Origin of the sequence: Neoroseomonas terrae (assembly GCF_018129025.1) — a bacterium.
Classification (GTDB): Bacteria; Pseudomonadota; Alphaproteobacteria; order Acetobacterales; family Acetobacteraceae; genus Neoroseomonas; species Neoroseomonas terrae.
In genome coordinates this window covers 15962-34994 of record NZ_JAAEDI010000023.1, presented here as the reverse complement: position 1 = coordinate 34994, position 19033 = coordinate 15962, and the positions used below count along the sequence as shown (strand labels likewise).

The 19033-nt window shown below is 69.2% G+C and carries 19 protein-coding genes; 7 read left to right on the top strand and 12 right to left on the bottom strand.

Going from position 1 to position 19033, the window contains the following annotated elements:
• Positions 1 to 74: 74 nt before the first annotated feature.
• Positions 75 to 266, bottom strand: coding sequence for a hypothetical protein (locus GXW78_RS20105; protein WP_211870687.1), 192 nt, complete (start codon positions 264 to 266; stop codon positions 75 to 77).
• 259 nt (positions 267 to 525) lie between these two features.
• Between GXW78_RS20105 and GXW78_RS20100 the strand changes: the two genes are divergently transcribed.
• Positions 526 to 1755, top strand: a complete 1230-nt coding sequence (locus GXW78_RS20100) for an alpha-hydroxy acid oxidase (protein WP_211870686.1) — start codon at positions 526 to 528, stop codon at positions 1753 to 1755.
• A gap of 198 nt (positions 1756 to 1953) precedes the next feature.
• Positions 1954 to 3771 (top strand): AsmA family protein, encoded by a 1818-nt coding sequence (locus GXW78_RS20095; RefSeq protein WP_246522452.1) that lies wholly within the window; start codon positions 1954 to 1956, stop codon positions 3769 to 3771.
• Here GXW78_RS20095 and GXW78_RS20090 read toward each other — a convergent pair.
• Together GXW78_RS20090 and GXW78_RS20085 are read right to left on the bottom strand one after the other, a co-directional pair.
• The gene (locus tag GXW78_RS20090) at positions 3768 to 4904 is read right to left on the bottom strand and encodes a CaiB/BaiF CoA transferase family protein (RefSeq protein ID WP_211870684.1); all 1137 of its coding nucleotides are present in this window, start codon (positions 4902 to 4904) and stop codon (positions 3768 to 3770) included. The two genes, GXW78_RS20095 and GXW78_RS20090, sit on opposite strands and share 4 nt — an antisense overlap.
• Positions 4901 to 5884: a Bug family tripartite tricarboxylate transporter substrate binding protein gene (locus tag GXW78_RS20085; RefSeq protein ID WP_211870683.1), complete on the bottom strand. Its 984-nt coding sequence runs from the start codon at positions 5882 to 5884 to the stop codon at positions 4901 to 4903. The genes GXW78_RS20090 and GXW78_RS20085 overlap by 4 nt, the downstream gene beginning before the upstream one ends.
• A 115-nt stretch (positions 5885 to 5999) precedes the next feature.
• On the opposite strand from GXW78_RS20085, the gene GXW78_RS20080 reads away from it, so the two are divergent.
• Complete coding sequence (locus GXW78_RS20080; protein WP_211870682.1) at positions 6000 to 6968, top strand: hydroxymethylglutaryl-CoA lyase; 969 nt, start codon at positions 6000 to 6002, stop codon at positions 6966 to 6968.
• A 3-nt stretch (positions 6969 to 6971) separates the two neighbouring features.
• On the opposite strand, the gene GXW78_RS20075 is transcribed toward GXW78_RS20080, so the two are convergent.
• Positions 6972 to 7349, bottom strand: a complete 378-nt coding sequence (locus GXW78_RS20075) for a c-type cytochrome (RefSeq protein WP_211870681.1) — start codon at positions 7347 to 7349, stop codon at positions 6972 to 6974.
• 251 nt (positions 7350 to 7600) lie between these two features.
• On the opposite strand from GXW78_RS20075, the gene hemA reads away from it, so the two are divergent.
• Positions 7601 to 8812, top strand: coding sequence for a 5-aminolevulinate synthase (gene hemA / locus GXW78_RS20070; RefSeq protein WP_211870680.1), 1212 nt, complete (start codon positions 7601 to 7603; stop codon positions 8810 to 8812).
• Between the two features lie 80 nt (positions 8813 to 8892).
• Here the strand turns inward: hemA and GXW78_RS20065 are convergent, their stop codons facing one another.
• The gene (locus tag GXW78_RS20065) at positions 8893 to 10515 is read right to left on the bottom strand and encodes a GMC family oxidoreductase (RefSeq protein ID WP_211870679.1); all 1623 of its coding nucleotides are present in this window, start codon (positions 10513 to 10515) and stop codon (positions 8893 to 8895) included.
• Positions 10516 to 10603: 88 nt separating this feature from the next.
• Between GXW78_RS20065 and GXW78_RS20060 the strand changes: the two genes are divergently transcribed.
• Genes GXW78_RS20060 through GXW78_RS20050 form a run of 3 tightly spaced genes read left to right on the top strand, consistent with a single transcriptional unit; the run spans position 10604 to position 12950 of the window.
• Positions 10604 to 11320, top strand: a complete 717-nt coding sequence (locus GXW78_RS20060; RefSeq protein ID WP_272876880.1) for a PIG-L deacetylase family protein — start codon at positions 10604 to 10606, stop codon at positions 11318 to 11320.
• On the top strand, positions 11317 to 12153 hold the full coding sequence (locus tag GXW78_RS20055) for an alpha/beta fold hydrolase (RefSeq protein WP_211870677.1): 837 nt from the start codon (positions 11317 to 11319) through the stop codon (positions 12151 to 12153). Before GXW78_RS20060 ends, GXW78_RS20055 begins: the two co-directional genes overlap by 4 nt.
• Entirely contained in the window at positions 12150 to 12950 is an 801-nt protein-coding gene (locus GXW78_RS20050) for an ABC transporter substrate-binding protein (RefSeq protein ID WP_211870676.1), read from the top strand. The genes GXW78_RS20055 and GXW78_RS20050 overlap by 4 nt, the downstream gene beginning before the upstream one ends.
• Before the next feature lie 195 nt (positions 12951 to 13145).
• On the opposite strand, the gene GXW78_RS20045 is transcribed toward GXW78_RS20050, so the two are convergent.
• The 7 genes from GXW78_RS20045 to GXW78_RS20020 form a co-directional block, all read right to left on the bottom strand.
• Positions 13146 to 13691 carry a sugar O-acetyltransferase gene (locus GXW78_RS20045; protein WP_246522456.1) on the bottom strand — a complete coding sequence of 182 codons (546 nt, stop codon included), beginning with the start codon at positions 13689 to 13691 and terminating at the stop codon, positions 13146 to 13148.
• The gene (locus tag GXW78_RS20040; RefSeq protein WP_211870674.1) at positions 13688 to 15394 is read right to left on the bottom strand and encodes an N-acyl-D-amino-acid deacylase family protein; all 1707 of its coding nucleotides are present in this window, start codon (positions 15392 to 15394) and stop codon (positions 13688 to 13690) included. The genes GXW78_RS20045 and GXW78_RS20040 overlap by 4 nt, the downstream gene beginning before the upstream one ends.
• 13 nt (positions 15395 to 15407) lie before the next feature.
• Entirely contained in the window at positions 15408 to 16391 is a 984-nt protein-coding gene (locus tag GXW78_RS20035) for a zinc-binding dehydrogenase (RefSeq protein ID WP_211870673.1), read from the bottom strand.
• Between the two features lie 69 nt (positions 16392 to 16460).
• A complete protein-coding gene (locus GXW78_RS20030; protein ID WP_272876879.1) occupies positions 16461 to 17186 on the bottom strand; it encodes an aldo/keto reductase in 726 nt (241 codons plus the stop codon).
• The gene (locus GXW78_RS28345; RefSeq protein WP_272876878.1) at positions 17134 to 17490 is read right to left on the bottom strand and encodes an aldo/keto reductase; all 357 of its coding nucleotides are present in this window, start codon (positions 17488 to 17490) and stop codon (positions 17134 to 17136) included. Before GXW78_RS28345 ends, GXW78_RS20030 begins: the two co-directional genes overlap by 53 nt.
• Positions 17491 to 17834: 344 nt before the next feature.
• The gene (locus GXW78_RS20025) at positions 17835 to 18326 is read right to left on the bottom strand and encodes a cupin domain-containing protein (RefSeq protein WP_211870672.1); all 492 of its coding nucleotides are present in this window, start codon (positions 18324 to 18326) and stop codon (positions 17835 to 17837) included.
• Positions 18327 to 18481: 155 nt separating this feature from the next.
• Positions 18482 to 18970: a hypothetical protein gene (locus GXW78_RS20020; protein WP_211870671.1), complete on the bottom strand. Its 489-nt coding sequence runs from the start codon at positions 18968 to 18970 to the stop codon at positions 18482 to 18484.
• Positions 18971 to 19033: the final 63 nt, after the last annotated feature.

Below are 19033 nucleotides of genomic sequence, written 5' to 3'. Positions count from 1 at the left end.
CTGTGGACGCGCACGGCGTTCTCAGCCGTGAGCCCTGCGGAGCGGGACCACGTCAGGCCCCGCTCCGGTCGCGCTTAGTAGCGCGGCGGTACGATCACGGAGCCCGGTGGCGCGACCGTCGACCCCGGCGGGATCACGGTCGACCCCGGCGGCACGGCGCGCATCGGCTCCTGAACCACGACGGGAGCCGGCGCTGGCGGGTTGTTGACGGTGCAGGCAGCCAGCAGCAGCCCGGCGGCGGGGGCAATGACATAGAATGCACGCATGCTCGAACCTCGTTTCAGCAGGGTCCGCGCAGACGCGACTGGCAGACCCTGTCACACGCCCATTAACGAGCGACCGGACACGAAACGTACCTGCTCGGCCCGGGTTGCAGCCGCCGCGGCGACCCCCGCCGCGGCACTCGGCCGACGATGAGGCCACTTCACTCCCGCACCGGACGCACCGCCCCCATGGCCGGGCGGGGGCATTGTCCGACACGGCCCGCCGGACAATGATGGTGCCGTTGTCCAGGAAGACCAGCCCATGAATGCCCAAGGCCCCGCCGAATCCCGCCAGCCCGCTGCCCAGGCCCTGTCCCAGAAGCGCGCCGCCCCGCCTGTCCCTGCCAACCTGGCATCCTTCCTGTCGCTGCATGATTTCGAAGCCGCGGCGAAGCGGCATCTGCCGAAGATGCTGCATGGCTACATGGCGGGCGGCGTCGAGACCGACTGGTCGCTGGACGACAATCGCCGCGCCTTCGCGGAGTGGGGCTTCGTACCCCGCGTGCTCGTGGATGCCCGGGCCCGCCACACGCGGGCGACGCTGTTCGGGAAGGAGTACGACGCGCCTTTCGGCATCCCGCCCATGGGCTCATCCGCGCTGCTTGCTTATCGCGGAGACCTTGTCCTGACGCAGGCGGCGCGCGCGAAGAACATCCCGATGATCATGTCGGCTTCTTCGCTCATCAAGCTCGAGGAGGTCGCCAAGGCCAATCCGGATGCCTGGTACCAGGCGTATCTGCCCGGCGAGCCTTCGCGCATCGAGCCGCTGGTCGACCGCGTCATCGCAGCGGGCTTCAAGACCTTCGTGCTGACGGTGGATGTGCAGGTCTCCTCCAACCGGGAGAACAACATCCGCAACGGCTATACGATCCCGTTGAAGCCGACCTTCAGGCTATTCTGGCAGGGGGCCACGCACCCCCGCTGGGCCTTCGGCACCTGGTTCAAGACGCTGCAGAACCACGGCATGCCGCATTTCGAGAACATGGATGCCGGGCGCGGCCCGCCGATCCTGTCGCGCGACCTGGAGCGCGCCTTTGGCGCGCGGGACGGGCTGGCATGGGAGCATCTGGAACTGATCCGCAAGCGCTTCCCGGGCAAGGTGCTCATCAAGGGCGTGCTGCACCCGGACGATATCCTGCGTGCTAAGCAGATCGGCGTGGACGGCGTGATGGTGTCGAACCATGGCGGGCGACAGCTCGATGGCGCCGTGTCCGGCCTGCGCATGCTGGAAGCGGCGGTGAGCGTCGCGGGCGACATGCCGGTGATCTACGACGGTGGCGTGCGGCGGGGGACGGATGTGATGAAGGCCTATGCGCTCGGCGCGGCCTTCGTCTTCGTCGGTCGCCCCATGCTGTGCGCGGCGGCGGTGCGCGGGCATCCGGGCGTGGAGCGCGCGATCGACCTGCTTCAGGAGGAGATCCACCGTGATCTCGCGCTGATCGGCGCGAACACGATGGATGAACTCGGGCCGGAATTCCTGATGCGGGCGTAACCCCGTCACACTCGCGTGACCGGGCAAGCCCAGGCCCGGTGCCGCGCGTTTCCCGCTGGGGCCGATTACGGCCGCAGCGGGGAGGCGATGCGTAAGGCAGCGAGGTGGGCGATCGGTATCCTGGTCGTCCTTTGCATTCTGGGGGCGGGGGCTGCGGCCTTCGCGTGGGTCGCCGCCCGACCGATGGCGGAAAGGCAGTTGTCGAGCCTATTTGGCCGGCCCGTCACCATCGGGGCAATATCGGTCTCGCCGTCCTTCGGCCTGACTCAAGTCACCTTTACCGATGTCGTCGTCGCCAATCCCGAGGGCTGGCCCGCTGACCCACCCTTCGCGCGCATCGCCCGCGTCGCTGTCGAAATCGACGTCGGGGAGACGCGCCGCACCCGTGCCCTGATCCTGCCTCGCGTCACCATCGAAACGCCGGTGATTGCCGCGCAGGCGCGGGCGGAGGGCGACAACAACTACACCTTTGCCCTGCCGGCCGCGGCCGGGGAGCCGCCATCCGGGGAGACCCCGCCGGCGGCACCCGTCCGCGTCGGTGCACTGCGCGTGCAGGGCGGGCAGGCGCATGTCCTCGTCAACCAACTCCGCGCCGATGTCCGCATCACCTTTGAAACGCGCGAGAACGAACAGGGGGTCCCGGTGCTGGCCGCCGAGGCAGAGGGCACCTATGCCGAGCAGCCGCTCTCGGCTCAGTTGAATGGCGGCGCGCTGCTGGCATTGGGCGAGGCGACCGTGCCGTGGCCGATCGAGGTGACGCTGGAGAACGGCCCCACGCATGGCCGGCTGGCCGGGACTGTGCTGGATGTGGTGAACCTCGCCGGTGCCGACCTGACCCTGGAACTCGCGGGGCCGAACATGGCGCTGCTGACGCCGCTGACGGGCGTGCCGATTCCGCGAACGCCGCGCTATCGGGTGCAGGGCAAGCTCAGCTACGCCGAATCCCGTTTCCGCTTCACGGAGATCGCCGGACGGGTGGGCAACAGTGACCTTGGCGGCGCCATCACGGTCGACCCGCGCGGCACCCGGCCCGACGTCACTGCGGAACTGCAATCCCGGCGCGTCGATCTTGCGGACCTGACCGGCTTCATCGGCGGGCGACCGGGGCGCGGCACGCCGACGCGGGAAGGCCAGCAGGGTTCGCGCGTGCTGCCCGACCAGCCCGTGAGCATCCCCAAGCTCGAGGCCGCGAACGTGCACCTGACGTATCGTGCGCGGCAGGTGGTGGGCGGGTCCGCGCCCGTCGACAACCTGCGCGCGGACCTCACGCTTATCGACGGCGTCATCACGCTGCGCCCCGTCGCGTTCGGCATCGGGCGGGGCGAGGTGGCCGGCAACCTAATCCTCACCCCGGTCGAGAACGAGGCGCTGCGCCTGCAGGGCGATATCGAGTTCCGCCGCGTGGACATCGCGCGCCTCATGCGCTTCGTCGGCTCAGAAGGCGGCGGTACGCTGACCGGCCGAGCGCGGATCGAGGCGACCGGGCGTTCGACCGCCGAGATGCTCGGCCGCGGCAATGGCTCCTTGGTCTTGGCGACGGGCGGTGGGAACCTGTCGGCCTTCCTGGTGGATCTGTCAGGACTGCGGCTGGGAAATGCGGTCTTCTCGGCGCTCGGGTTGCCTTCACGCACGCGGATCGAATGCTTCGTCGGCGACTTCGCCCTGCAACGCGGCGTGCTGCGACCCCGCTTGTTTCTGCTGGAAACGGACGATGCGCTGCTGAGCGCCGAAGGCAGCATCCGGCTGGATCGCGAGCGCCTGGACCTGCGGGTGCGCAGCCAGGCGAAGCGCCTGACAGTGGCGGCGCTGCCGACGGACCTGCTGGTGACGGGCACGCTGCGCGACCCGTCAGTGCAGCCGGAAATCGTGGAACTGGGCATTCGCGGCGGCATCGCGGCGGCGCTCGGCTTCACCGCCGCGCCGCTCGCGATCCTGCCGACGATCGAACTCGGCATCGGCGACGACACGCGCTGCAACGACACCCTGCAGCGAGCGCGGGGAAGGACGCGCCGCTAGTCGCCCTTCGCGCCCACCAGCGCCGCATTGTCGGCCCCGAGGCGCGGCGCGCCGGCGCGCATCCGCGGCCGCTCGCCATCGAAGGACAGCGGCATCGCCACCAGCGAGAAATCCTCCCCGGGCACGGGCTGCACCATCTCCATCGCCTGCACCTGCGGTTCGGCCAGCACTTCCGGGATGGCATTCACCGGCGCGCAGGGCACGCCGATGCGCTGCAGACGGTCGAGCCATTCGCCGCGCGGCACGGCATTCATGACCGCGGCGATCATCGGCAGCAACTCGCCCTGGTTCGATAGCCGCGCGCGGTTCGTGATGAAGCGCGGATCGCTGACCCATTCCGGATGGCCAAGCTCGGCGGCGAAGCGGGAGAACAGCCGGTCATTGCCGCAGCAGACGAGAACCGGCCCATCCGCCGCATCGAAGGCTTGGTAGGGCACGAGGTTCGGATGGCCCGAGGCGTGGCGTTCGCCCACCTTCCCGGTGTTGACGTAGCCGCTGATCTTCTGCCCGGCCCAGAGCAGCGCCGTTTCCAGCAGCGAGGTGTTCACGACCCCGCCGCGCCCGGTGCGATGCCGGCGTTCCAGCATCGCGAGTGCGCCGAGCACCGTCCACATGCCCGTGCCCTGATCGACGACGGATGCACCCATGCGCACCGGCGGCCCGCCTGGTTCGCCAGTGATGGAGGACAGTCCGCCGAAGGCCTGCAGCAGGGGCTCGTAGCCGGGGCGCAGCCTCTCCGGCCCGACATGGCCGAAGGCGGCCATGGCACAGTAGATCAGCCGCGGATGCCGTGCCGTGACCTCGTCCGGGCCGATGCCGAGCGTCTCCGCCACGCCGGGGCGGAGGTTGTGCAGCATGATGTCGGCGTCCTCGAGCAGCACGTGCAGCGCCGCGACACCCTCCGGCGATTTCAGGTCGAGCGCGACCGACCGCTTGCCGCGGTTGAACTCGTGGAAGTTCAGCGCGTCGCCGTGGCGGAAGGCGGGGCCCATCTGGCGGGCATCGTCGCCGCCATCGGGCTTCTCGACCTTGATCACCTCAGCGCCGAGATCGGCGAAGATCGCGCCGGCGAAGGGCCCGGCCAGCACCTGGCCGAGTTCCACCACGCGCAGGCCGTCGAGCACCCCCGTCATTGCAGCTCGATCCCTGAAGCGGCGACGAGGCGCTTCCATTTGTCGATCTCGGCCGCCTGGAACGTCGCGAGGTCTTCGGGCGTGCCGGGGCGCAGGACCATGCCGTTGGCGGTCAGCCGCGCGGCGATATCGGGCTTCGCCATGGTCTCGTTGATCAGTCGGTTCATCCGCAGCACCATGGGCGCCGGCGTGCCGGCGGGCGCGTAAACGGCATTCCAGGACAGCATCTCGTAGCCCGGGAAGCCCTGTTCCTCGACGGTCGGCACGTCCGGCAGCATCGAAACGCGCTCGCGGCTCGTCACGCCGATTGCCCGCACCCGGCCCTCCCGGGCATGGGTCGCGGAGGTGGTTGCATCGACGAACATCACCTGAGCGACGCCACCCATCACGTCGGTGATCCCGAGCGGGTTCGAGCGATAGGTGACGTTCACCATGTCCACATTAGCCATCGACTTGAACATCTCACCCGCGACGCGTGAGGAAGCGCTGCCGGAGGCGAAGTTCAGTCGTCCTGGATTGGCGCGCGCGTAGGCGACGAGGTCCTGCATGGACCGGATCGGCAGGTCGTTGTTCACGACCACCAGCAGCACGCCGACGCCGATCAGCGCGACAGGTGCGAAGTCATTCACCGGGTCATAGGGCAGCCGTCGGAACAGCGCCGGGTTCGACCCATGGGTCGTGTTGGCCGTGAACAGGAACGTGTAGCCATCCGGCCGCGACCGCGCGACCGCCTCGGAGGCAAGGAAGCCATTCGCGCCACCGCGATTGTCGACGACGATGGGCTGTCCCAGTTCCGCTGCGATGGGCTCGGTGATGAGGCGCGTCGTGACGTCCGTGCCGCTGCCGGCAGGAAAGGCGACGATCGCGCGGACCGGCCGGTCGGGCCACGCACCGGTGCCTTGAGCATCGGCAAGGCGGGGCAGGGCGGGAACCGCGGCGAGCGCCGTCAGCGCTGCGCGTCGACCGATCGGTCGGGTCATGGATGCGTCCTCCGTTGGGCACCCTCTGGCCGGTGCCGTCGCGTGGCCGCATACTGGCGCGGCGAAGCAACAGCGTCCATGCCGCGGCTGCCGCGCGGCGTGCGGAGGAAACGACATGTCCGATCTGCCGAAGCACGTGCATTTCCACGAGGAAGGTCCTCGTGAGGGTTTCCAGATCGAGCGCGGCAGCTTTCCGCTCGAGCAGCGCGCGTCGTTGGTTGATGCGCTGTCGGAGACGGGGCTCGAGGAAATCCAGGTCTCTTCCTTCGTATCCCCCAAGGCCGTGCCGCAGATGGCCGATGCGGAAGCACTGTTCGGCACGATCAGGCGGAAGCCCGGTGTGCGCTACGACGCGGTGTGGCTGAACGAGCGCGGCTATGAGCGCGCCCGCGCAGCGCCAGGCGTGCACATCACGGGACGCATCGCGCTCTATGCCTCCGATGCGTTTGCGATGCGCAACAACAACTGCACGGCGGCGGAGATGCGCGGCCGCGTCAATGGCTGGCTCGACCGCTACGCAGCCGATGGCGTGCCGATGGAACGCGCGCTGGTCATGGCCGCCTTCGGCTGCAATTTCGAAGGCGAAGTCGCGCCGGAACGCGCCGTCGGCGAACTGGTCTGGGCGTGGAAGACCTGCGAGGCGCGCGGCATGGCGCCGCCGCGGTTGTATCTCGCTGACACCATGGGTTGGGCCAACCCGAAGGCGATCCGCCGGGCCGTCGGTATGCTGCGCGACGCGCTACCGGGGGCGGAGGTCGGGCTGCACCTGCACGACACGCGTGGCCTCGGGCCTGCCAATGTGCTCGCCGCGCTGGAGATGGGTGTCTCCCATTTCGACAGTTCGGTCGCCGGCCTCGGCGGCTGCCCCTTCGCCGGCCATGGCGACGCGAAGGGCGCGGGAAACATCTGCACCGAGGACATGGTGTTCCTCTGCCATGAGATGGGCATCGAAACCGGCGTGGACCTCGAAGCGCTGATCGAGGCGGCGCGGCTCGCGGAACGCATCATTGGCCGGCCGCTGTCGGGGCGGCTGATGCATGCGGGCTCGCTCAAGGCCTATCGCGGGCGGCGCGCGGCCGCCTGACCGCTATCGTAGCGAGGTGAGATACGCCATCAGGTCGTTGATCATCGTCTCGTTGCGAAGCCCCGCGTAGGACATGCTGCCGCGTGGCACCACCGCTTTGGGGTTCGCGACATAGGCGCGCAGCCGGTCCTCGGTCCAGGTGAGGTCCTCGGCGCCAAGTTCGCGCAGGTTCGCGGAGTAGCGGAAGCCTTCGACGCTGCCGGCGCGGCGGCCGACGATGCCGAACAGGTTGGGACCGACGCCGTTCCGGCCGCCCTGGTCGACCGTGTGGCAGGCACGGCACTGGTTGTAGACCCGCTGTCCGGCCGCGGCATCGCCCTGCTGGGCCACGGCCATGCCGGGCATCGCGGCCAGCGTCATTGCCATCACGATACGGCGCATGCGGCACTCCTTCTCGCGGCGCAGGCCCCGGCTTAGTCCGATCCCGCCATTCGGCAAAGGCGGCACGGTGACGGCTTGAGCCCGCGGGCGAAGGCGCCTATGGGCACGCGCGATGGCCGTCCTGGGCTTTCCCGGGCGGCGAATTGATCTGCGTCAAGGCACGACACGCCCGCCGGGTGCATCCGGAAGCTGCCGCGCCTGCGCGACTGCTGTCCCATGCCAGGGCGGCATCCGGCCCTGGGAGGTCACGGATGGACTACGAGGCCTATTTCCGTTCCGAACTCGATACCCTGCGCCGCGAAGGGCGCTATCGCGTCTTTGCCGACATCGAGCGCTGCGCGGGGCAGTATCCGCGCGCCATTCGCCATGACGCCGGCATGGCGCGGGAAGTGACGGTGTGGTGCTCCAACGACTATCTCGGCATGGGGCAGCATCCGAAGGTGCTTGCGGCGATGCATGCGGCGCTCGACCGCCACGGCGCCGGGGCAGGGGGCACGCGCAATATCTCGGGCACCAATCACGAGCATGTGTTGCTGGAACACGCGCTTGCCGGCCTGCACGGGACCGAGGCCGCGCTGCTGTTCAATTCGGGCTACATGTCGAACTGGGCGACGCTGTCCACGCTAGCTTCGCGCATTCCCGGCTGCATCATCGTCTCGGACGAGATGAACCATGCCTCGATGATCGAAGGCATGCGGCATTCGCGCGCGGAGCGGCGCCTGTTCCGCCACAACGACGTCGCTGATCTGCGTCGCGTGCTGGCGTCACTCGATCCCGCCGCGCCGAAGCTGGTGGCGTTCGAGAGCGTCTACTCCATGGATGGCGACATCGCGCCTATCGCCGACATCTGCGACGTGGCGGATGGGTTCGGCGCCATGACCTATTGCGACGAGGTCCATGGCGTCGGCCTCTACGGCCCGACCGGCGGCGGCGTGACGGAGCGCGACGGCGTGGCGCATCGCCTGACGGTGATCGAGGGCACGCTCGCCAAGGCCTTCGGCGTCATCGGTGGGTATATCGCGGGGTCCGCCGCGATGGTCGACTTCGTGCGTTCCTACGCCTCGGGCTTCATCTTCTCGACGGCACTGCCGCCGGCGATCGCGGCCGGGGCGCGCGCCGCGATCGAGCATCTTCGTGGCAGCAGCGCCGAACGCGACCGCCTGCATGAACGCGCGGCGACCCTGCGCCGACGGCTGGACGCAGCGGGCGTGCCGCACCTGCCGAACCCGAGCCATATCGTTCCGGTGATGGTCTGCGATCCCGTGCTGTGCCGGACCATCAGCGATGCCCTGCTGGATGAGCACGGCATCTACGTCCAGCCGATCAACTACCCGACGGTGCCGCGCGGCACGGAGCGGCTGCGCATTACGCCGTCGCCGGTGCACAGCGACGGCGACATGGACCGGCTGGTGGGCGCGCTGCAGGACGTCTGGGCGCGCTTCAGCCTGCGCCGCGCGGCCTGAATTGACGCGGTGCCCGCCTCGCGGCGTTAGGGGTGCCAGGCGGCTTGGCCGAGGAACGGCAGCGCAGGGACGATCGGCCCTCAGGCCGCCAGTGGCGGCCGGCCCCGGACGAAGTCCGAACCGCGCTCCGCGATCATCATCGTCGTCGCGTAGGTGTTGGAGGAGGTCATGGACGGCATGATCGAGGCGTCGATCACCCGCAGCGCCTCCAGCCCATGCACCTGGAGCCGGTCGTTGACCACGGCGGTCCTGTCCGTCTCGGGCCCCATGCGGCAGGTGCCGATGAGGTGGTAGGTGGTTGAGCCGTTGCGATAGGCGAAGTCGAGCAGCTCGTCGTCGCTCCGGGTGTTCACCCCCGGCAGCACCTCGCCTTGCAGCAGCGCCTGCATCTTCGGCGTGTTGAGCAGGCGGCGAATCAAACGGATGCCGCCCAGATGGACGCGGCGATCCATCTCGTCGGCGAGGTAGTTGGGCTGGATCTCGGGGTCGTCGAAGACATCGGCTGTCTTCGCGCGCACCCAGCCGATGCTCTCCGGCCGATGCTGCCATGCGCCGGCCGTGCAGCCAGGGTAGTCGTCGAGCACGTAGACCTTGCCCTCGGCGTAGGAGCCGGGGGTGAAGACGCCTTGCAGGTCCGGTTCATCCAGCCCTTCGAAGGACTTCCAGAAGATGTGGACGTGGGACGGCGCGGTCGCGAGGATCGAGGGCTTGCCCATCGCCCAGCGCGCCACCTGCTGTGCCAGCTTGAAGCCCTTGGCGAGCTGGTTCAGCGTCTCCACCCCGTCCTTCGCGCGCATCACGATGCGGGAGGCGTAGTGGTCGCGGAAATTCTCGCCGACCGGCAATTCGTGGAAGACCGGCACGTTGATGCGCGCCAGCGTGGAGGCCGGCCCGATGCCCGACACCTGCAGCAGGCGCGCGGTGTTCGCGGTGCCGGCGGAGATGATGACTTCCCGCCGCGCGCGGACCTCCGCAGGTACGCCGCCGCGCTGCGTCAGGTAGCGGATGCCGACGGCGCGCTTGCCCTCGAAGATGATGCCGCAGGCGCGGGCATTGGTGCGGACCTCGAGTTCCTTCCGCGACATGGCCGGCTTGAGGAAGGCGCGGGCGGCTGACACTCGCCATCCCTTCTGGATGCCGCGCTGGAAATAGCCGACCCCCGCCTGGTCCCCGCTGTTGTAGTCCGGGTTGCGCGGCAGGCCGGCGCCGACGCAGCCCTCCAGGAAGGCCTCGGACAGCGGATGGATCCAGTCCATGTCCGTGACCGGCAGCCCGCCGATCTTGCCACGCCGGTCGTCGCGGCCGAAGCCGATGCGGCGCTCGGTCCGCATGTAGTAGGGCAGGCAGTCGTCATAGCCCCAGCCGCGATTGCCGCGCTGCGCCCAGGAATTCAGATCCCCCGGCTGGCCGCGATTGTAGATCATGCCGTTGACGGAGGACGATCCGCCGAGGGTCCGCCCCTGCGTCGTCGCGATCGCCCGCCCGCCTGTCCGCTCGGTCGGCGCCGTCTTGAACTGCCAGGTGACCGACGGGTCGACCAGCGTCTTGATGAAGCCCGCGGGGATGTGGATCCACGGGTTGCGGTCGGGCGGCCCGGCCTCGAGCACGCAGACGGTGACGCCGGGATCCTCGGTCAGTCGCGCGGCGAGGATCGAGCCGGCGGCGCCGGCACCCACGATGACATAGTCGAAGGTGTCGGCCATGGCGGGGCGGCTTCTCCTGTGGTTTTCTCCCCGCCCAGCCTAGGCGCGGCCGTTGCGCGCCGCCAGATCGCCTTGTGGAGGAATGCCCATGACCAAGACCGCCCTCGTCGTCAGCGCCCATTCGGCCGACTTCGTCTGGCGCTGCGGTGGCGCGATCGCGCTGCACGCCGAGAAGGGGTGGAAGGTCACGGTCATCTGCCTGTCCTACGGCGAGCGCGGCGAATCGGCGAAGCTGTGGCGCGTGCCGGGGATGACGCTGGACCGCGTGAAGGCCGGCCGTGAGGTCGAGGCGAAGAAGGCGGCCGAGGTGCTCGGCGTGCACGACATCCAGTTCTGGGACCTCGGCGACTACCCGATCACGCTGACGAACGACTCGCTGTTCCGCCTGGTCGATGTGTATCGTGACATCCACCCGGACTTCGTGCTGACCCACAGCAAGGAGGACATCTACAACCGCGACCACCCCGCGGTGACGGATTTCGCCCAGCACGCCCGCATCACCGCCCAGGCGCATGGCCATAATCCGGGGCAGAAGGTGCTCGGCGCGCCGCCGGTCTTCCTGTTCGAACCGCACCAGCCGGAACAGTGCAACTGGAAGCCGGACATGCTGCTCGACATCGGCAGCGTCTGGGCGAAGAAGCGCGCGGCGATCGAGTGCATGGAAGGGCAGGAGCACCTCTGGGAATACTACACCCGCGTCGCCCAGCAGCGCGGTGCCCAGGCGGCCCGCAACTCCGACAAGAAGATCACCTGGGGCGAGGGCTTCCAGTCCGTCTTCCCGCATGTGGTGGAGACGCTGGCATGAGCTTCGCCGCACCCCCGCGCCGTGCCGGCTGGATCGAACGGCCCGATGCGCGCATCCGCTACGAGGTGACGGGGTCCGGCCCGGCGATCGTCTTCGCGCACGGGCTCGGCGGCTGCCTGTTCTCCTGGTGGCAGCAGGTGGCGCATTTCGCGACGCGCTATACCTGCGTCGCCTTCTCGCATCGCGGCTTCTTCCCCTCCACGGCGCCGGCCGGCGGGCCGGACCCGGCGGCGTATGGCGGCGACGTCGCGGCGCTGGTCGATGAGCTGAAGCTCGGCGACATCCGCATGGTCTGCCAGTCGATGGGCGGCTGGTCGGGCGTGGAATATGCGCTGCTGCGGCCGGGCCGGGTGAAGGCGCTGGTGCTGGCGGCGACGACCGGCTCGCTGGACCCGCGGCAGATGCAGGAACCGCAAAGATCGCAACTGGCGCCCTGGAGCAAGACCAGCGCGGAAGCCCGCACCGATCTTCTCTCGCGCAACATCCTGCCCGCGACCGGTGCGCGCATGGCGGAGGAACAGCCGGCGTTGTTCCAGGTCTATACCCACATCAACGGCCTGTCCCAGGGCTTCGACCGGGAGGCCGTGCGCGCAAAGCTGCACGCTGCGCGCAGCCGCCCGCCGGAATCCTTCGCCGCCGCGCAGACGCCGGTGATGTTCGTGCCGTCGGAGGAGGATGTGGTCATCCCGCCCTTCGCCGCGGCCGGCATGGCGCCGCTGATCCCGGGGGCGCGGGTATCGCCACTGCCGAAGGCCGGGCATTCCGGTCATTTCGAGCATGCGGCCGCCTTCAACGCGAAGGTCGACGCCTTCTTCGAGGAGGTCGGCGCATGAGCCCGCGCGTCCTGACCGCCGCGATCGGCGAGTACCCGCACACGGCATCGCTGCCCGAGACGGCCGCGCTGCGGCTTGATCGCAAGACGATCAAGCCGATCAACATGGCCTTCGCGCCGATGGTGCGCGAATTGCGCTTCGACGTCTGCGAGATGGCGATCGCCACCTTCCTGATGGCGAAGGAAGCCGGCATTCCCATCACGCTGCTGCCGGTGGTGATGGCCGAACGATATCAGGAAGGCGCGCTGGTCTGCCCGAGGGACAGCCCGATCACCGGTCCGGCCGATCTGAAGGGCAAGCGCGTGGGCGTGCGCGCCTACAGCCAGACGACGGGGATGTGGCTACGCGGTGTGCTGGCGGACAGCTACGGCGTGAAGCCGGATTCCATCGCCTGGACGACCTTCGAGGACGCGCATGTCCCGACCTTCCGCGACCCGTCCTTCGTGACGCGCTCAGCCCCCGGCAGGGACATCGCGACGATGGTGCGCGGCGGTGAGCTGGATGCGGCGATCTTCGGCTTCGAGGTGCCGGAGGGGATGCGGACGGTATTCCCCGACCCGGCCGCGGCAGGGCGGGACTTCCACGCGCGCTATGGCTTCAAGCCGGTGAACCACCTGGTTGTCGCGAGGTCGGAGCTGGCGCGGGACCCGGCGATCGTTGCCGGTCTGCTCGATATCTTCGGCGAGAGCCTGACGACGCGGGAGGCGCTGGCGCCGGCGATCGCGTTGGCGGGGCGGTTCTGTGCGGAGCAGGGGCTGATCGCGAAGCCGCTGACGCCGGAACAGGTCTGGGCGTGAAGGGCGGAACCGAGAGGGGCTCTGCCCCTCTCGGGCTCACCCCGCCAAAGGCCGAAGGGCCTTTGGAAACCAATACCTGGCGCCATGCGCCGAGCGCCTGACGAAGCAGCAGCATGCCCGACTGCCCAACACCAACAGATTGCGGTCCAGGATGCCCAGCATCCTGGCGGGGTGGTTTGGAGGGGCGGAGCCCCTTCAATTCTTCACCCGCGCCGGATTCCCGAACGCCGTCGCCCCCGCCGGCACATCGCGCGTCACGACGCTGCCCGCCCCGATCAGCGCATCGTCGCCGATCGTCACGCCGGGCAGGATGATCGCCCCCGCGCCGATCCAGACATTGCTGCCGATGGTCACCGGCCGACCGAATTCCAGCCCCGCCGCGCGCTGCGCCGGGTCGCGCGGGTGGTCGGCGGCGAGGATCTGCACGCCCGGCCCGATCTGCGTGCGGTCGCCGATCGTGACGGCCACGACGTCCAGGATCACGCAGTTGAAGTTCAGGAAGACGCCGGCGCCGAGGCTGATGTTGAAGCCGTAGTCGCAATGGAAGGGCGGGCGGATGATGGCGCCGTCGCCCACGGCGGCGAAGCGTTCCAGCAGCAGCGCGCGGCGTTCGTCCGCGGCCAGGCTGGCATTGTAGCGCTCGATCCAGGCATGCGCGGCTTCCATATCCGCCTGGATTTCAGGCGCGCTCGCGTCGTAGAGCGCGCCGGCGAGCATCTTCTCCTTCTCGGTCGGCATCAGGCGCCACGGGCTCCGCGCACCAGGCGGCCGGGCAGGGCGCCCGTCGCCAGCCCATCGGCATAGGTCACGGCGCCCGAGAGCATGGTCGCGACGTAGCCATCCGCCTTCTGAATCAGTCGCTTGCCGCCGGCAGGCAGGTCGTAGTGCATGACCGGCGCGTGCAGCTGCAGGCGATCGAAGTCGATCACGTTGATGTCCGCCTTGCGGCCTGGCACGATGACGCCACGATCGGTCAGACCCATCGCCGCCGCATTGTCTCGGCTGATGCGCTTCACTGCCTGTTCGATCGACAGGCGCGGCCCACGCCGGCGATCGCGCACCCAGTAGGACAGCATGTGCGTCATGCTGGATGCATCGCAGATGTAGCCGACATGCGCCCCACCATCACCGAGGCCCATCAGCGTGTGGGGATGCGTCATCATCTCGCGGATCGCGGCGAGGTCGCCATCCGCGTAATTGAGCAGCGGGCGATTCAGGATGGCCTGGCCGTCGCGTTCCAGCATCAGATCGTAGCACAAGGCTTCGGGTGGCATGCCGCGCGCGGCGGCCATGGCGGCGACGGAACGCTCGGGTGGCGGCTCGTAGTCCGGCGGGTCGCCCAGCGGGAAGATCTTGTCCCAGTTGTTCAGCCGCACCTTCAGGCCGGCATCGTCGGTTGGCTCGGCCAGGATGCGGGCGCGGCGGGCCGGGTCGCGGAGCGCGGCGACGCGTTCCGGCAGCGGCAGATGCGCGACCTCTCGATAGGACGGGCGTGTCAGGAACGGATGCTGCGACAGCTCGAAGCCGAACATCAGCCCCACCGGCCGGCCCATCACCTGGCCGAACATCCGCACGCCATCGGCGTTCGCATCCTCGACGCGATCGAGCAGCCAGCGCCAGAAGCCCGGCTTGGACTCGCGTTGGAGGAGGGAAAAGGTGAGGGGACGCCCCGATACGGCAGCGACGCGGCGCAGCCGCGCGAATTCCTCCTCCGCCGGATCGTCGAAGTCGGAGATCACCTGGAGCCAACCCGCGCCATGGTCGCGCAGTGCGCCGGCCAGGGCTTCCAGCTCAGCTTCCGGCGCGCCCAGCGTCGGGATGTGCCGCCCATCCAGCGTGCGATGGGCGAGCGCGCGGGAGGTCGAGATGCCGACCGCGCCCGCCGCGAGCCCCTCGGCCGCCAGCCGCGCCATCTCGGCACATTCCTCGGGGGTGGCCTCGGCATGCGCCTCGGCGCGTTCGCCCATCACATGCACGCGCAGGGGCGCATGCGTCACCATGGCGGCGATGTCCGTGTCGTAGCGTCGGCCGCCGAGGAAGTTCATGTAGTCGGGGAAGGATTCCCACGACCAGGGCAGGCCCTCGGTCAGCACGACTTCGGGCAGGTCCTCCACGCCCTCCATCAGCTTCACCAGCATCTCGCGCCGCTCGGGCCGGCACGGCGCGAAGCCGACACCGCAATTGCCGATCAGCGCGGTGGTGACGCCGTTGATGGAGGAGGAGATCAGCCGGTCCGACCAGCTCGCCTGCGCGTCGTAATGGGTGTGGATGTCCACGAAGCCCGGCGTGACGAGCAGGCCCTTGGCGGCGATCTCGTCACGCCCAGGTGCCGTCACGCGGCCCACGGCTGTGATGCGACCGGCATCGATGGCGATATCCGCTTCGAACGGCGCGGCGCCCGTGCCGTCGACCACCGTGCCACCGCGGATGACGAAATCATGCATGGCGCATCTCCCGCTACACGGACAGCACGATCTTGCCGAAGTGGCGGTTGGCCTTCATGTGGGCCAGCGCCTCGACCACCGCATCCAGCGGAAAGATCTTGTCGATCGGGATGGAGAAGCGGCCCTGTTCGACAGCAGGCCAGAGGTCGCGGCGCATGGCGGCGTATTCCGCCCGGATCTCTGCGGGCGAGCGTGTGCGGTGCGTGACGCCGATATACGAAATGCGCCGCGTCGCATGCGTGTCGAAGTCGAACTCGCCCTTGCCACCGCCGAGCCGGCCGACATTGACGATGCGCCCGAGGATCGCCGTGCAGCGCATCGCGGCATTGATCGTCGCCGCGCTGATCTGGTCGATTACGAGGTTCACGCCGCGGCCGTCGGTCGCTTTCAGCACCTGGTCCGCCCAATCGGCGTCGCGCGTGTTCACCGCGACATCCGCGCCGAACTCCTTGAGCTTGGCGCGGCGCGTAGCATCGGTGGAGGTGCCGATGACCAGCGACGCGCCCATGAACTTCGCGATCTGCATGCCCATGATGCCGACGCCTGAGGAGGCGCCAAGGATCATCACGCTCTCGCCCTTCGCGACGCGGCCGTTCGAGACGATCGCATCGTGCATCGTCGCGAGCGCGACCGGCAGCGTTGCCGCTTCCTCCCACGACAGGTTGCGGTCGGGCACCTTCTGGACGCGCTCCGCATCCGCGATGGCGTATTCGGCATAGCCGCCCGCGCCGGAGCAGGTGACGCGGTCACCGACCGCCACGCCCGTCACGCCACTGCCGATGGCTGCGACCTCGCCGGCGAAGTCGAGGCCGAGGATCGTTCCCGCCCCGCCCATCGAGCCATGCGATCCGCCAGCCGCGACGCCAAGATCGGCGCGATTCAGCGTGGCGGCGCGGACGCGGACCAGCACTTCCTCGGGCCCTGGCGCCGGGATCGCCACCGGTTGGACCTTTACGCCCTCGGCCGTCACCACCGCTGCGCGCATCGTCTGCGTCATCCGTCCCGTCCCTTCGCTGTCCCATACAGCGTTGGCGCCGCGCGGCCATGGGCGCAAGGGGGCACCGGTTCACCCCGCCGGTACGGGGGCGGCGGTGTCGAGCAAGCCTTCGGCCTTCAGATCCGCCCACAGCGCCGCAGGGATCGGGCGGCGCAGATGGGCGATGTTGGCCTCGACCTCATGGCGCGCCAGGGCGCCCGGGATCACGGAGCACACGACAGGATGCGCCAGCACGAACTGCAGTGCGGCGGCGGGCAGGGGTACGCTGTGCCGTCGGCACACGGCCTCGATCCGGCGGGCCTTGTCCACGACGGCCGCTGGTGCCGCGGCGTAGTCGTAGGGCGCGCCGTCTTTCACCTCGCCGGCCAGGATCCCGGAGTTGAACGGTCCGCCGAGGATCACGCTCATGCCACGTTCGGCGCAATAGGGCATGAACGCCGCCATCGCGCCCTGTTCCAGCAGCGTGTAGCGGCCGGCCAGCAACATGCAGTCAAAGTCGCCGGCGCGCGCGAAGCGCAGGCACATGTCCGCTTCGTTCAGGCCGCAACCGATGGCGCCGATCACGCCCGCGGCGCGCAACTCGTGCAGCGCGCGATAGCCACCATCCATCACGGTCCGGAATCGATCCTCCAGCACGTCCCGGTCGCCGATCGTCCAGAAGTCGATGTCGTGGATCAGCACGATGTCGATGCGGTCGAGGCCGAGCCGCAGATACGACTGCTCCAGCGAGCGCATCACACCATCATAGGTGTAGTCGAAGCGCGGCACGAAACCGGGCAGGCCGTTCTGCCGCATGTCGGCAGGCGGTGCCTCGCCCGGGCGGGCCGGGCGCATGACGCGGCCGATCTTGGTGGACAGGACGTTCCTCGCGCGGCCGCTGCCGCAGCGCGTGACCGACGCGCAACTCGCTGCGGCCGTATCCGTAGAAGGGCGAGGTGTCGAAGAAGCGCACCCCGCCTCCCCAGGCCGCGTCGAGCAGGGATTGTGCCTCGGCCTCCGGGATGGTCGCGCGGAAGCCGCCGATCGGCGCGCCGCCGAAGCCGAGCGAGGTCACTTCAAGCGCCGTCCGTCCCAGGCGGCGCTTCGCAGTCGGGTCCATGGTCATCCTTTCCGGGAGCCGCCGCTGGGGCGGTGCGTCGGCACGGGCCGGACGACCGTGGTACCGCCGGTGGCGATGCGGCCCATTCCTTGTTGGATGCGTTTCGCGCCGCGCGGGGTACGACCCGGCGCGGCGAATGATCCGGATGAAGTGGGGGACGGCATCGCGCCGCTGCGATCACGCGGCGGTGGCCGCGCGCCGGGCGACGGCGGCCCATCCGAGCGCGTCATGGCTTCCCCCCTTTGGCGGTCGCCGTCGCGGGCGCCGTCCGATGATGGGGGGAAGGCTATTCGGCCGCTTTTCGCGGCGTCAAGACGGTGCGCCGCAGCGGTGGCGGGCCGCCGTCACGGTGCCCGGTGGATCGGGTCCACCCAGAGCACGGTCTCTGGCTTCTCCACCGGCTCGATATCGATGTTGATCGCCACCGCCTCATTGTCCGAGCGCACCAGCACGCATTCGAGCGTCTCGTCGGAGGAGGCGTTGATCTCCTGATGCGGGACATAGGGCGGTACGTAGATGAAGTCGCCGGGGCCGGCCTCGGCGACGAACTCCAGCTTCTCGCCCCAGCGCATGCGCGCCTTGCCCTTCACCACGAAGATCACGCTTTCGAGGTGACCATGGTGATGCGCGCCCGTCTTGGCGTCGGGATGGATGTGGACGGTGCCGGCCCAGATCTTCTGCGCGCCGACGCGGGCGGCGTTGATCGCAGCGGCGCGGTTCATCCCCGGCGTCTGGGCGGTATTGGCATCCAGGCTGCCGCCAGGGATGACGCGCACGCCCGTATGCTTCCAGCCATCATCGGGGATGGAGGGGTGGTCGTGACCATCATGCGGCATAGGGTTTCTCCTTCCGTTCCCGGGCAGGGGAACGCCATCAGGCGCGCGGCGGCAAGGGCTTGGAGAAAATAGCAAATCGCTCCTCCGGCGTGCGGCGGAGGGAAAATGGCATCGTCGAACCCGGGCGAGCTCTGGAAGGACTTTCCTGCCGTCCGTCAGGCGATCGAAGGCCCCGCGAGCCATAGGCGGGCGCGGTGGCATCCCCACAGCACCAGAGCCTGGCCAGCGAACCAGGCGGCTATCGGCCCCAGCTCGCCATGCAGCACGATCAGGCCAAGCAGCCCCGCGACCGTCAGCACGAAGGCCAGATGCACGATATGGTCGAAGACCATCAGCGCCACCATCTTGAACGGGCCGCCGGTGGGGATCAGCGGCGTCGCGATGGCGACGCCGAATGCCAATGCCGTCAGCCCGACCACCAGCGCGAGCCCACCGAGGCACCCCCATAGGGCCACCTGCCGCGCCACCTCCACAGCCATCCCGCTGCTGGGAACGGCCCAGCGCAGCACCAGGAACAGGGCCGCGAGACCCGCCAGGGCGGCGGCGGCCGCCTCTAGTGGCTCGCCGGCCGGCCGCTCCGCCGCCGCATTGCGGCGGCGCGGCAGCAAGGGCCAAGTGTCGAAGCGCGCGGTCGGCTGGGCCATCGGACCTCCGGTCGGGTAACGGCCGAACGACCATCCCCCGTACTGGTTGCCGGCAGCCTAATG